11 protein-coding genes are annotated in these 13,317 nt (G+C 41.4%); 5 read left to right on the forward strand and 6 right to left on the reverse strand.

Translation table 11 applies throughout. The features are described 5' to 3' along the window. Positions 1–27: 27 nt before the first annotated feature. Positions 28–813, reverse strand: a complete 786-nt coding sequence (locus tag CQA40_RS03335; RefSeq protein WP_115519534.1) for a glycosyltransferase family 9 protein — start codon at positions 811–813, stop codon at positions 28–30. 228 nt (positions 814–1,041) lie between these two features. Here CQA40_RS03335 and CQA40_RS03340 point away from each other — a divergent pair, with 228 nt between their 5' ends. Further along, on the forward strand, positions 1,042–2,469 hold the full coding sequence (locus CQA40_RS03340) for a hypothetical protein (RefSeq protein ID WP_023926876.1): 1,428 nt from the start codon (positions 1,042–1,044) through the stop codon (positions 2,467–2,469). Positions 2,470–3,525: 1,056 nt separating this feature from the next. After that, complete coding sequence (locus tag CQA40_RS03350; RefSeq protein ID WP_115519536.1) at positions 3,526–3,888, forward strand: DUF6567 family protein; 363 nt, start codon at positions 3,526–3,528, stop codon at positions 3,886–3,888. Positions 3,889–4,622: 734 nt separating this feature from the next. Here the strand turns inward: CQA40_RS03350 and CQA40_RS03355 are convergent. The 3 genes from CQA40_RS03355 to CQA40_RS03365 all read right to left on the reverse strand — a co-directional run bounded on the left by CQA40_RS03355 (position 4,623) and on the right by CQA40_RS03365 (position 6,955). Next, on the reverse strand, positions 4,623–5,309 hold the full coding sequence (locus CQA40_RS03355) for an RsmE family RNA methyltransferase (protein ID WP_115519537.1): 687 nt from the start codon (positions 5,307–5,309) through the stop codon (positions 4,623–4,625). Between the two features lie 81 nt (positions 5,310–5,390). Next, positions 5,391–6,239, reverse strand: coding sequence for a 3-deoxy-8-phosphooctulonate synthase (kdsA, locus tag CQA40_RS03360; protein ID WP_115519538.1), 849 nt, complete (start codon positions 6,237–6,239; stop codon positions 5,391–5,393). A gap of 71 nt (positions 6,240–6,310) precedes the next feature. Further along, on the reverse strand, positions 6,311–6,955 hold the full coding sequence (locus CQA40_RS03365) for a carbonic anhydrase (RefSeq protein WP_115519539.1): 645 nt from the start codon (positions 6,953–6,955) through the stop codon (positions 6,311–6,313). A gap of 176 nt (positions 6,956–7,131) precedes the next feature. Here CQA40_RS03365 and CQA40_RS03370 point away from each other — a divergent pair, with 176 nt between their 5' ends. Together CQA40_RS03370 and CQA40_RS03375 are read left to right on the forward strand one after the other, a co-directional pair. Continuing rightward, positions 7,132–8,082 (forward strand): DUF5718 family protein, encoded by a 951-nt coding sequence (locus tag CQA40_RS03370; protein WP_258864442.1) that lies wholly within the window; start codon positions 7,132–7,134, stop codon positions 8,080–8,082. A gap of 339 nt (positions 8,083–8,421) precedes the next feature. Continuing rightward, positions 8,422–8,838 carry a hypothetical protein gene (locus CQA40_RS03375; protein ID WP_115519540.1) on the forward strand — a complete coding sequence of 139 codons (417 nt, stop codon included), beginning with the start codon at positions 8,422–8,424 and terminating at the stop codon, positions 8,836–8,838. A gap of 248 nt (positions 8,839–9,086) precedes the next feature. On the opposite strand, the gene CQA40_RS03380 is transcribed toward CQA40_RS03375, so the two are convergent. Beyond that, complete coding sequence (locus CQA40_RS03380; protein WP_115519541.1) at positions 9,087–9,359, reverse strand: metal-sensing transcriptional repressor; 273 nt, start codon at positions 9,357–9,359, stop codon at positions 9,087–9,089. Positions 9,360–9,527: 168 nt separating this feature from the next. Between CQA40_RS03380 and CQA40_RS03385 the strand changes: the two genes are divergently transcribed. Further along, positions 9,528–11,969: a heavy metal translocating P-type ATPase gene (locus CQA40_RS03385; RefSeq protein WP_115519542.1), complete on the forward strand. Its 2,442-nt coding sequence runs from the start codon at positions 9,528–9,530 to the stop codon at positions 11,967–11,969. 126 nt (positions 11,970–12,095) lie between these two features. Here CQA40_RS03385 and CQA40_RS03390 read toward each other — a convergent pair whose 3' ends face one another. Further along, positions 12,096–12,851 carry a transporter substrate-binding domain-containing protein gene (locus CQA40_RS03390; protein ID WP_115519554.1) on the reverse strand — a complete coding sequence of 252 codons (756 nt, stop codon included), beginning with the start codon at positions 12,849–12,851 and terminating at the stop codon, positions 12,096–12,098. Positions 12,852–13,317 lie beyond the last annotated feature (466 nt).

The following is a 13,317-nucleotide window of genomic DNA, read 5'->3' on the forward strand; positions in this document are numbered from 1 at the left end:
TGGTTGTTTTTGAAAATATGTATATTTCTAGCCTCCCCCCCCCCCCTCCTCGCTATTTAGAGAATCATACTCAAGTGGTAGTCTTGGCGCACCTTCAAAGCTAGAAATGATGATTTGTGCTTGTGGCAGGGCTTTTGCTAGAGTAGTTGCTAATGTAGAGAAGCCTTGCGGGGTTAGGCTTATGGGGCAGGAGTTTGAGTATGGATTGATTAGGATTTTGCAGCTTTGTGGGGGTGTTTTTAGATTTTGCTTGAGAAATTCTATATGAGTGTGGCTATGTGGGAATCTAGCGGGGGCAAAATCTATCTTAGAGCTATCATAGTGGAGCGTATCTATCTCTCGCACGAGTGATAAAAGTCGCTTATAGTTTGGTGTGTTTGAAAAAGCCACCGAGTAAAACACCCGCTTAAATTGCCTAAACCCGCACTTTCTAAAGATTTTGCCAAATATTTTAGTGCTAAAAATATTTCCCCAAAATCGCCTAAAGATATTGTGCCACATAGCGTAGCTAATGATGACTTTGGCATTGCTAGCACTTGCTATGCTAGTGTGGCGGCGGTTTGGTTGGGTTAGGATTAGGTAGTCAAATGCAAAAGAATCTAGGCTTTTTATGATTTGCTCTTTGGATAGATTTTGTATATTTACTATTTCATCAATGAAGTCAAATTTAGAAAAAATCCGCACTCCTATATCGCCCGTGTATACAACCAAAAACGCGCTTGGATAGAGGGCTTTGATAGCATATATAGAATCAAGCGCGATTATGCTATCGCCAATAAAAAGATTGCGATAATAAGCGATTTTTGTTTGCATTTTTGGACTTTTTAAATTTATGGTGTGTTTGCTTGAAGCGCGGGGAAGCGCAGGGCGGATTAAGGCGGATTTTAAGTAAGTCTAAATTCTAACCAAATGGATTAAATAGGGCACTTAAGAAATATAAAACACAATAAATACAACAAAACTTAATGCAAATTTTATATAATAACACACAACACAATATTATATTAGCGCGTTAGCGCACAAGTGCAAGGAGCTCAAAAAATGCTTACAGGCAAACTCATAAGCATAGATACAAACACCAATCAAGGCAAGATAGAGCAGGATTTAAACAAACGGATTTTTGATTTTAGCCTTGAGGTGTGGATAGATGATAATGGTGCACCACAAGTAGGCGAAGATGTGGAATTTGAAGTAGAGATGCGCGTAGTTACTAGAGCGCGGATAAAGCCAAAGCCCATAGACCCAGATACCATACCGATGACAAAAATGCCAAATGCGTGTATAGAGGAGTTTTTTGAGCAAGAAAACAAGATTTTGAGGGATTATAGTGATTTTGTGCAGGGGCATAGTGGGCTAGATTTTTTGCGTATGAGGAGATTTCTACTCACAGCGTATAATGATTTGTGCGAGATGGACAATCTAATAGAAAATGAGGATTTGCGCAGTATCAAAAACGAGATAAACTCGCTGTTTAGGGATTTTGAAAACTATGTCAAAAAGGCGCAGTATAGCCCACCTTATGCGTTTGAGAAAATATTTTTATCCAAGCAAGTGGAGTTTATCAAAGTAGAAAAAGAAATAGAAGCTAGGCAAGCGGCACTTGCCAATGCCAAAGCACAATGCCAAGCAATGGGGACAAATCTAGAAACAGCAGAGCGCAAACTTCAGCGAATGGATAGAAAAAGCCAAGAATTTAGCTATATGGAAAAGGAAGTCAAAGCGATTCGGCGGGCGTATGTGGATTTGATTCAGTTTATCGCCACAAGTCAGGAGTTTTTGGAGAAAGCACACTTTAGGCTAAAGAAATTTAAAGATGAGCATTTTAGTGAGTTTGTAAGCGTGTATGCGCCTATGCTAAGGGACATAAAAGATAGATTTATCTCTTTGCTAAATTCTAAGGCTTATGATTTGGATAGTGCGCTGTGGGGGAGGGCAAAGACAAGTGAGAGTGTGAGGAGATTTTTTCGCGATGCGCGTATAGAGGGTGGGTTTAGCTCCAAGACATTTTTACGCTATTTTTTGCGCGGCATCGATAGGACAAAGGCTTCGCCAAAATCTAAAGAACTCTTTGACTTACTAAAATACTTAGAAGAAGTCAGCAAAAAATCTGTCCTAGTGATACGAAACTCCCAAGTCGATGGACTAAAATACAAAGAAGTAATCCAAAAAATCGACTCTACTCTAACCGTGATAGTAGAAAAAGCCGCGATGAACGCGCTAAAGACACTCGCTACAAACCCTTGCGATATAGTCGTGCTAGAGGAAAAGATAGGCGAGATGAGTGCGCTGGATTTTATCCAAAACTCAAAGCAGCTACCAAATCAAAAAAAGCTAGTCGTGTTTTGTCTAGTGGTGGATAGTATGCCAAAGTATGAGCAGCTAGAAGAGGCAAAAAACGCGGGCGTGCAATACTTTATCCCCAAGCAAAATATGGACGCGCTCTTTGATAGCGTGCGAATGGCGATATAGAGGGAGAATGGGGGGTTTGCGGTTTTGGATTTTGCTAGGGGGGATTTGATTTTGTGTGTTTGGTGGCTTTGCTAAAGCGACTTAGTGGGGGGCGGTGCTTTGTGGAAGTGATTTGTGAAGCTCGTTTGTGTGCTGGTTTTGTATATGTTTGATAAATTTTGTAGCTGTGTTTTAGAGGACTAAGGGAATCTAAGAAGTTTGTTTTAGGTTTTGAAAGGTTTGATTAGAATCGTGGGATTTTAAAGGGGGAGGTTATAAAGGCTAGATTCCCCCTTAATTTTGAGAGAGAGATAAGGGGAATCTAGTTTCTTCGGAGTTTGAAAAAGTCTGCTTTTGAGCCCATCGGGGTAATGGGCTCGGGTGAAATATTACATAAAAATAGTTAATGAAAAAAATTTATCAACAAAAAATTTTAATTTTTTTAGAATTTATTTTTACATAGATTTTAAATAAGTGGCTTAAATCATTGCTTAGATTAAGGATATGAAAGCCTTTTTGGCATTTTTTGTATTTCAAATTTTGGCATTTCAAAAAGCCTTGATTGTGTATCGTGGCTTGTAGGTTGATATGTTTTAGGGGCGTGATTTTATGCTGCATAAGGATAATCTAGCGTAAAGAAATATAATGCGTAGCTAGAAAATCTAGTAATTTCAATGACTTGCCCACACAAAACGAGCCCTTACAATACTTCTGTAATATTTCTGCATACTTTTGCAATCCCCTGCAAATCCCTAAATCCCCTTATAAAACCCCCCGTAAATCAAAATACTTCACATATTCCAAAGTAGCCACTTTAGGCGCGTGGCAAACCGCAATAATGCAAGCGAAGTTTAAAATATTTGTAAAAAAAGTAAAATCTAGCAAAAACAAAACAAAAATGCAAAATATCAAAAACACAATGCGTGGTTTAAAAAGTGTTTTTTTTTTTTTTTGTAGCATACTTTTGCGTGCACCGTAAGCCCTTGTGGCTAGGGGTTTGGCTAGAAGTCTTTAGGTAATCTAGCTAAATCTTAGCAAGAATCTTATGGTGGCAAAATCTTACAAAGGAGTCATTCTATGATGACAAAGGTTTCACTAGGCATTTTTGGGATAATCGCAGCGGTGCTAATGAGTGGGTGCTCACAAAACTTGGCTAAGTTTTCTGTGGCTTCTACGGGCAATGTCTCTCTTGCAAGTGGTAGCGAAAAAGGCGAGTATGTGCAAGGAAAGGCTTGTATCAGCAGGGTATTTGGCATACCTTTTGGTAACAAAAATAATCGCGTAAGCGAAGCAGTGGCAAAAGCCCTCGAAGTCGCAGCGAAGAAAAATCAACCTGCAGATGCCCTAGTCAATGTCGATATACGCGCTAGTAACTGGTCTTTGCTATTTTTTGGCAAAAACTGCATAATCGCAAAAGGACAAGCTGTCGGTATCAAATAGTTAGCTTTGCTTAGACGCTTCTTACATTTTACGCCCGATTGACTTTCATCGAGTGAAAGTCAATCGGCAATTAAGCTATCTGGCGGACTTGCTTGATGGCTTATAAATCACTTCTATGAAAAACTTCTATGAAAACTGCTCTACAAAAACCGCAAGAAAACTACAAAGACTACAAAAAGTATAAAAAGAAATAAAACCTACGAAAACCACCCAAAATCTAGCAAAAACTAGAATCTACAAAAAAGCTAGAATCCACACATTGGAGATATTTCGCTTTTGTATGACAATGTTGCCTTATCACAAGCGATACACTTTCTCCCTCCATTAGCACGAGGGGATTAAAGAAGTGGGAAAGCCCCCTCAAATATCAAGCAAAGCAAACAATCGCTAGCAATGCAAGTGCTTCTGTCATTGCGAGGTTTTGTGTAGCAAAATCGTGGCAAAACAAGTGTAGTGAAGTTTCTTTTAGTAAAACAATCACGCTGTCATTGCGAGATTCCGCGCGAAAGCGTGGAATCGTGTCAATCCATAAAAAAGAAATAGATTGCCACGCAAGTCTTGCGACTTGCTCGCAATGACGATTATGGCGTGTGGATTGCCACGAATGCTAGGCGATTCTTGCAATGACGATTGTGCGAACTGTCGAGCAAGTATTTAGGCTTGCTTGCAATGACAAATTTGCGGATTACTAAGATACGATTTTTGACAATAAAGATTTTAGGCAAAATCTATTTTTAGATTCCTTTGGCGAGCATAGCCATAGCTGCACTTTGTGAGCGCAGGATAAGCGTGCTATCCACTCCATAGATTTTGCGATTTTGCGCTGCGAAAGCCTCTCTTTCTTGCGTGCTAAACCCACCCTCTGCACCGATAAAAACCCCCTCTTTTAGTGCGCTTATGGCTTGCGCTCTTGTTTGCAAGACTTCCCCGCCAAAATCTAGCACACTAGCGCGTGGATAGCACTCTAGCGCAGAGTGAAAATCATCTAGCATTTCTACTTGGTATAGTGAGCTTCGCCCGCACTGCTGGCAAGACTCTATGAGTATGCGCTCTATGCGCCCCTCATCAAGTCGCGCACCACCTTGAGAGAATCGCCCAAAATACAAACTTAGCTTGCCTAAGCCTAGCTCGTTTAGGTGTGGGAGGGCTTTGTAAATCGTTTGCGGGGTGGTCATCGCCCAAATGAGATGAGAGAAGTGCTGTGGGGTATTTGGCAGGATTTGGCTAGATTCTAAGAGTAGGGTGGCACTTTTGCGTGATATGGATTCTATGCGGTAGGTATAGAGTGTATCATCGTGCAGATTTCGCAAGGCTTGAGTAGAGCCTACCTTTGCCCTGCGAGATTGGCAGAGGTGGGCAAATGCTTCGCCATCTATGGTAAGTGTGTGCTCCCCGCAGGATTTGACATAGAGAAACTGCATAAATTCGTGTCTTTAGATTTTGGCTTTGTGCGATTTGGACTTGGGTATTTGGCTTATCTAAGTGTCGCGCTAGTGTCGTGCTTAGGATTTATTTTCCAAGCTAGTGCGCTCCAAACTTGCGCGGATAGCCAAAATCTCATCGATTAGCCCGCTTAGCTTGTCAAGTGCTACCATATTTGCGCCATCGCTTAGGGCGTTTGCAGGGTCATAGTGCGTCTCCATAAAAAACCCATCTACTCCCACAGCTGCCGCTGCTCGCGCGAGATATGGGACAAATGAGCTATCCCCACCGCTTTTGCCTCCTGCTGCTCCGGGCATTTGCACGCTATGAGTAGCATCAAATATCACAGGGGCAAATTCGCGCATTATCACAAGCGAGCGCATATCTACGACAAGATTGCCATAGCCAAAGCTAGCTCCCCGCTCGGTAAGCCATACTTTGTGCTTATATGATTCCTCAAAGCTAGCTTCTTGCAGGTAGCTATCGCGCGTTTTTAGTGCCTTTAGCGTGGAGTAGCGCATATCTTTTGGATTCATAAACTGCCCTTTTTTTATGTTTATGATAGAATCTGTCTTTGCCACTGCTACTACCAAATCTGTCTGTCGGCATAGAAATGCAGGGATTTGGATAATGTCTGCGACTTCTGCTATGGGCTTGGCTTGGTGGGATTCGTGAATGTCTGTGATGATTTTGTAGCCAAAATCTTTTTTGATAGATTCTAGCATTTTTAGTCCCTTTTCTAGTCCCGGTCCGCGATAGGCATCTAGGCTTGTGCGGTTTGCTTTGTCAAAGCTAGCTTTGAAGTAGAAGTCGATTTGTGGGTTTTTTGCTACTTTAGCTATGCCCTCTGCTATGCGCAAAAGTTGCGCTTCGCTCTCTATCACGCAAGGACCGCTCATTAAGATAAGTTTGTTTTTTGTATTTGCCATTTTTGCTCCTTTGAATTAGATTGTTTGGATTTTATGGGGGAATCTTTTTAGTTTTGGCTATGTAGTTTTGTTTATTTGCTTTTGGGTGTGATAGCCTTAAATTCCCTTGTAATCATATTATAATTTAGTATTTCTCCTGTTTCTATTATGTAATACCACCCAAAGATTCTAAGCTCGCCTCTATCAAACCTCTCCTCCACAAATGGATAACTCATAAGGTTTTCTAGCTGTTGTTCGATATTGATTTGCTCGGTAAGCCAGATTTTTTTTGCCCTTGAGGTTGGATTTTGGGCTAGGACTTTGTCTTTGACAGGCTCTAGGAGGGTAAGCCACTTTTTGACATAGGGGGTTTGCTCTAGCTTGGCAGGTGGCTCATATATCGCGCTACACGCGCCACAATTACTATGCCCACAGATGATGACATTTTTGATTTCCAAAATCGTAAGGGCGTATTCTATCGCGGAGGTGGTGGCTAGGTAGCCCTCACGCAAGGTTTGGGATTCTTTATAAGGGGGGATAATGTTGCCAATATTGCGAATGACAAACAAGTCCCCGGGGTCAGAGTTTGTGATGAGGTTTGGCACGACACGAGAATCCACACAAGAGATAAAAAGCGTGTGTGGCTCTTGGTGCTTTTTTAGGCTTTCATACAGTTCTTTATGCTCGATAAAATCCTCTTCTTGGAATTTTATCGCTCCTTCAAATAATTCTTTCATTTTTACTTCTCTTTTGTGGTGGGTTTTGATTTTGTCTAAAATGTGTATTTTTGGGAGTATTTTACACTTTTTACTTAAATTATTATCGCTTAAGGGGGAGTTTTTGAAAATGTTTGGTAAAATTCCGCCTTAATTTTAGGTGCTAGAAATTTTGGTAGAGAATTTATAGAATTTTGGTGGGGGATTTTGTAGAGATTTGGCAGGGGATTTGGTGGAGGATTTTGCATTTTAGCGCGTTTAGCGCGGACTTTAAGGAGAGTGTGATGCAGGATTTAGACAAGGTATTAGGGCTAGGATTAGCGGGCAATTTTGCAAATCATCTTGAGCAAGCGGGAGAAGCGGGGGATTTTGCTTGTATCATAGGCGATGAGGAGTGCGCACCTAAAGGGATTTTCCCATTTTTTGTGCCAAACTCTAGTGGCGTGCTTGGTAGATTTTGCTTTGATGATAGGGCGGTGGTGCTACCAAATGATACAAGCCTGCTAGTCCAAGCAGAAGCCGAAGTAGGGCTAGAATGTGATATAGTGTATGATGAGAGCAGTGGGAAAAAGCGTGTAAAATCGCTGATTCCACGCTATTTTATGGCGTTTAATGACGCCTCTGTGCGCAATGACAAAGAAGCAAAAAAACTCTCTTTGAAAAAGAATTTCTCAAAAGGCTCAAAAGGCTTTAGCTCACAAAAAATCGCTATTGATGAGTTTAGCCCAAATGGAGCGTGCAAAGACTACTCTATCGTGTCGTTTGTAGAGAGTGGTGGCAAGCTAGAGCAATACGGCGAGCTTAGCGAGCTTAGCACATATAGCTACTTCTATGAGAAGCTAATCTCTTGGACAATAAAAAAGCTAAACACCCAAGAGGATTTTGGTGTGCTAGAGGATTTGCCTAGTGTGCTAGAGGAGTCGCGCTACCCTAGTAAGGCAATAGTGGCTATCGGTGCGACAAGATACACACAGCAAGGCGAGAATCGCTTTTTGCAAGAGGGGGATAGCGTGAGTGTGATTGTGTTTAATCATCACAAATATAGCTTTGAGGAGATTTGCCAAATCGCTGCAAAGCTATCTACCAAAAGCGATGAAGCACACAATCTAAGCGATATTTCTGTGCTAGCACAAAAGGTAGTGCGATAGCTGGCCAGTGTGCGTTAGTGTGATTTGGGCTTGATTTGGTGTATGCTAGCGTGCTTTGGGGGTGTGATTTGTGGGTGCTAGTGTGCGCTAAATCTCGCTTGTAAAATTTTACTTAAATAAAACTTAAGTAAAATTTGTAAAGTTTTTGCAAATTATGTGTATTTTGGTGTTGGGTTTTTGTAATTTTTGTCGGTATTTCATTATTTTTTCAAGAAGTATTTGCATTTAGGAACGATAAACGCTTAGTGTCTATGAAGTAGCCTAGCTTGCCTAAAGACTTTTGCTAAATTTTGGCAAGTCTAGAGTTGCTAGATATGTTGCGTTTAAGGACTTGGATAAATGCAAAAAAAGCCACAGCATTCTTGGCAAAATCATTCCTCACAAAATCGCTCTTGGCGACACAAAAATCCAAATATGATAAAGCCCATCATCATAAGCGTGCTATGCGCATTTGGTATGGTGTTTGTCGTGTGCTTTTTGATGTGGGATAGCTATGTAGATACGCTAAATAGACAGGGCAATCTAGAAATACAGCTAAAGCAAGCCCAAGCCGTGCTAGACTACCAAAGAGAGCAAAGCGAGGAAATCCTAGAAAACCGCAATAAGCGCATAGAATACTTAGAAAATGAGCTAAAAACTTATCGAAAGAAAAATGTCAATATGCGGATTTTGGTAATTGATAATGATTCTGTGGAAAATCCACACTTGCCACAGATAAAGCAAGTAGACCAAATCCCACCACAGCAAAATCCATAGGGCTTAAAGCAAGCAAATCTCGCAATCTGTGCAAAAACTGCCAAAACCAAAATATCTCAAGCAAACAAAATCAGCAAAATTTTGCGCAAAATCACGCAAAACCTCCCCCACAAACCCAAAAATCTCGCAAAGACAAATAAAGACAAGTAAAGACAAGCGGTGATTTTGGTGTGCTCTTGAGATAGAGAAGCGAGCGCGTTTATCAATGCGTAAAAAAATTTTGCTACTTGTGTTAGCAGGGCTTAAGGCTATTTTATGTAGCTTTTTAGCAAGCTAGCGATGATTTTTGCTTCTTTTTCGCGCTTAGGCTGTGTGCTAGCGTTTAGGAAATACTCATCAATATGTGCTTCTATCATTTCGCTATATAGTCCGTGAGCACTGCCTTTTATCGAGCCTATTTGTTGCAAAAGTTTGAAAAACTCATCATCGTTTTGGACACCTTCTTCTATGGCTTTTAGCTGCCCTTGTAGCTTGTGTATGCGGCTAATGATTTTGCGCTTGCTTGGGATAGAATCTGCCATTGCAATTCCTTATATTGTGATTTGTAACTACATTACTAAGAATCAAACTACAAATTAACTTAACTTGTGCAAATTAACTTAATTTGTGATAGTATCCAAAATTTTCTAATAGCTAGAATCTGCTTAGCTAAATCTAGCAAGGATTCTGCCAAATTTTAAGGGATAAAAATGACTACATACAAAATACAAAATCTTGATTGTGCAAATTGTGCTAGCAAGCTAGAAAACGCGCTAAATGCGCTACCGACAGTTAGGCAAGCAAAAATATCTTTTGCAAGTGATACGCTTATGATTGATTGTGATGATTTGGAGGAGGTAAAATCCTGCATAGCAAAAATCGAGCCACAAGTGCAAATCACACAATCAAAAACCAAAAATCTATATGAGTGGTTTAATGCCGAGCTAGTTATGCTTGCGGGGCTTATCGTGGTGTTTTTGGCTAGTCTTGTGTTTGAGCATAAGTATTTGGATTATTTTGAGCAAGAAGAGCCAAGTATTTTAGAGATTTTTGCCACAGCGCATAGCAATGCGCTAAATGGGGATTTTTGGCTTGTGGGGCTATATGCGCTGTGGGTGGCTATCTATGTGCTAGCAGGCAGGAATGTGCTAAAGGGTGCATTTCATAGCTTTGGCAAGGGAGAGTTTTTTGATGAAAATGTGCTTATGCTAAGTGCTTCTGTGGCGGCTTTTTGCATAGGGGCAAGCGAAGAGGCAGTAAGCATAATGCTATTTTTCTCCGCAGGCGAATACCTCCAAAATCTAAGTGTCAAAAAATCCAAAGAATCCATAAACGCACTCTCTAGCTTTGATTTACCAAAGGCGCATAGAATAGATTCTAGTGGTTTTGCTAACAGACTTGATAGCACTAGTCATAGCGTGGCAAAATCTAGCCAAAAATCAAGCCAAATGCCTAGCTTTGATTATGAAGCTGATTCTACAAACACCACCGACATAGACGCAAAGGATTTAAAAGAGGGCGATGAGATTTTGCTATATGTGGGGGAGATGCTTCCTGCGGATTGTGCTTTGCTAAGCGAGGAAGCGAGCTTTGATATTAGCGCACTTAGTGGGGAGTCGCTTCCCTTTAGTGCTAAGGCGGGGGAGGAGATTCTCTCTGGCTCTATCGCACTTGGCAAAGTCGCACGGCTAAAGGTGCTACGCCCCTTTGCCAAAAGCCAAATCGCCAAAATCACCGAGCTTATCGCTTCTGCTTCTAGCCAAAAATCCCCCACAGAAAATTTCATAACCACTTTTGCGAGGTATTATACGCCTGTCGTGTTTTTTATCGCGCTTCTTGTGGCGTTTGTCCCACCGCTTACGCTTGGGTTTGTGCAGGCTGATACTTCGTTTGGCTCTGAATTTAGAGAGTGGGCATATCGTGCGCTAGTAGTGCTAATGGTAAGCTGTCCTTGTGCGCTAGTGGTGTCTGTGCCGATAGGGTATTTTGGGGGGATTGCTGCTAGCTCTAGGATTGGCGTGCTTATCAAAGGCTCAAACTACCTAGAAGCCCTAAGTCGACTTATCTTGCTAGGATTTGACAAAACAGGCACACTCACAAAAGGTGTGTTTAAAGTTACCAAAATCGTCCCACAAGAGGGAATCTCTCAAATGGAGTTGCTAGGATACGCGCTATGTGCGCAGGATTTGTCCTCTCACCCCATAGCCCAATCGATAAAAAAAGAATACCACCGACTAGCCAAAGAAAGCAAGCACTCTCATCACATAAGCGAGTATGAGGAGCTATCAGGGCTAGGTGTGCGTGCTAGGTGTGATAATATCGAAATCATCGCAGGCAATGACAAGATATTGCACAAATTTGACATACCGCACAATACTTGTGATATACAAGGCAGCGTGGTGCATATCGCCGTAGAAAAACGGTATCTAGGCTATCTAATCATCTCCGATGAGCTAAAGCAGGAAGCAAAATCAGTAGTGCAAAATCTAAAAAAACTAGGCATATCGCCCGTGCTACTTAGCGGAGATACCCTCACGCCTTGCAAAGCGGTGGGGGACATACTTGGTGTGGAGTATTATGCTTCGCTATTGCCACAAGACAAAGCGGCGAAATTTGGCGAGCTAAAAGCGCGTGCTTTGGGAGCAAAGTCTAGCGCACAAAATGACTTGCAAGCGACTTTACAAACCAATCTACAACCTAGCACGCAACCCCAATCTAGTCTAAAATCTAGCACGCAACCTAGCTTGCAATCTAAAATCAAGCACCAAAAGCACAAAGTCGGCTTTGTAGGGGACGGTATCAATGATGCGCCTACTCTTGCCCTAGCCGATGTGGGAATCTCTATGGGAAGTGGCAGTGATATAAGTCAGCAAAATGCAAATGTCATCATTCTAAATAACTCGCTAGAATCTCTCCTAAGCGCAATACAAATCGCCAAAAAGACAAAGACTATCATCTATGAAAATATCGCTTTTGCGCTTGGGGTAAAGGCTGTGTTTGTCGTTCTTGGGCTTTTTGGGTGGGCGACTATATGGGAAGCGGTGTTTTGCGATGTGGGCGTGGCACTGCTAGCTTTGGCGAACGCTATGCGGACAATGAGTCTTGGAGGGAAAAAGCGCAATGAGACACAAAATAAAACACAAAAAGCATAGTGGCTAATTGCGCGTAAAGATTTCTAAAATCTTGCTAGATTTTGCTATGTGGCTAAAGCATAGTAGCAAGCTAAAATCGATATTTGCTAGCTTTTGGGGATTGTAGGATTTAGGCTAGATTTTGCCTTATTTTAGATTCCACTTTTTTGTTAGATTTTCTAGTAGTTCGCCGTTGTTTTCTACAAACTCATCGACAAAGTTTGCTAGAGAGGTATTGGACTTTTTAGAAGCGATACCGTATTTTTGTGGCTCAAAGCTATCGGGCAAAATCTCACTTTTGCTATCGACATAGCCTAGAAGTATTGATTTATCCACACAAAAAGCATCGATTTTATCGCTAGCTAGCGCGACTTTTATGTCTGGGAATTCTGGGAACTCACTAAACTTCACCTCTATGCCTGCGTTTTTGGCAGCGGTGGTGATGACTTCGCGCGTGGTGGAGGACTGGGCTACACCTATGCGTGCACCCTCCATATCGGCTAGGCTTTTGTAGCCTTTTTCCTTTAGCACCAAAAGCCCCACAGAATCGACATAATAAGGCTTTGAGAAATGGAGCAATTTTTCGCGCTCTTGTGTGATACTAAAAGTAGCGATGACTAAATCCACACTTCCATTTTCAAGTAGTGGTTGCCTAGATTTGTAGTTTACAGTTACAAGTTTTAGTTTATTTTCATCGCCCAAAATCTCTTTGGTTAGGGCTTTTGATATATCGATTTCATAGCCCTCTATTTTTTCGTTTTTGTGGTTTAGAAGTCCTAGATGAGGGACATCGTCTTTGACACCTACGATAAGCACACCTCGCTTTTTGATAGAATCTATGCTATTTGGATTTGTCCCACTCTCATCACTGCAAGAGCTTAGCCCAAAAAGTGCTAGACACATAGCGAGCAAAAGAGAAAAAATGGATTTGGCACTTCCAAAGTCTTTGCTAAAATCCACGCTTCCAAAATCCGTGTCATCAAAGTATGTGCTTGTGCTAGGCTTTTTGTGTGCTTTGGCAAAGTTTGGCAAAGTCTTTATAACGCGTTTTGTGGTGCTAAGCATTGCGCTTTCCTTATGGGGTGGATTTGTGTGGGATTGTGTTTTATGGTTATTGGGATTTTAGATTTGGCAGAGTGTTTGCTGATTGTAGCTAAAGTTTATAGATAGTTTGTGGATAATGTAGTGATTTTTGGATAATTTTTAGTATATATTACTACTTGCTGTGTATAGCGTGGTTGATTTTATGCTTCAACCCTTTTTCATTACACTTTTTTCACTAAATTAACCAAATCCCGCTACAATGATTCCGCTTGAAAAACCCCCGCTTAAGCCCCACCACCCAAACACCACCCAAAAACCCCAACAC

The sequence above is a fragment of the Helicobacter sp. MIT 01-3238 genome (genome assembly GCF_003364135.1).
GTDB lineage: Bacteria > Campylobacterota > Campylobacteria > Campylobacterales > Helicobacteraceae > Helicobacter_B.

What these genes read in the sequence shown, in the direction of transcription:
- CQA40_RS03350 (WP_115519536.1), top strand. Translation starts at nt 3,526, where the DNA reads ATGATGACAAAGGTTTCACTAGGCATTTTTGGGATAATCGCAGCGGTG.
- CQA40_RS03355 (WP_115519537.1), bottom strand. Translation starts at nt 5,309, where the DNA reads ATGCAGTTTCTCTATGTCAAATCCTGCGGGGAGCACACACTTACCATA.
- kdsA (WP_115519538.1), bottom strand. Translation starts at nt 6,239, where the DNA reads ATGGCAAATACAAAAAACAAACTTATCTTAATGAGCGGTCCTTGCGTG.
- CQA40_RS03340 (WP_023926876.1), top strand. Translation starts at nt 1,042, where the DNA reads ATGCTTACAGGCAAACTCATAAGCATAGATACAAACACCAATCAAGGC.
- CQA40_RS03390 (WP_115519554.1), bottom strand. Translation starts at nt 12,851, where the DNA reads ATGTGTCTAGCACTTTTTGGGCTAAGCTCTTGCAGTGATGAGAGTGGG.
- CQA40_RS03365 (WP_115519539.1), bottom strand. Translation starts at nt 6,955, where the DNA reads ATGAAAGAATTATTTGAAGGAGCGATAAAATTCCAAGAAGAGGATTTT.
- CQA40_RS03335 (WP_115519534.1), bottom strand. Translation starts at nt 813, where the DNA reads ATGCAAACAAAAATCGCTTATTATCGCAATCTTTTTATTGGCGATAGC.
- CQA40_RS03380 (WP_115519541.1), bottom strand. Translation starts at nt 9,359, where the DNA reads ATGGCAGATTCTATCCCAAGCAAGCGCAAAATCATTAGCCGCATACAC.
- CQA40_RS03385 (WP_115519542.1), top strand. Translation starts at nt 9,528, where the DNA reads ATGACTACATACAAAATACAAAATCTTGATTGTGCAAATTGTGCTAGC.
- CQA40_RS03375 (WP_115519540.1), top strand. Translation starts at nt 8,422, where the DNA reads ATGCAAAAAAAGCCACAGCATTCTTGGCAAAATCATTCCTCACAAAAT.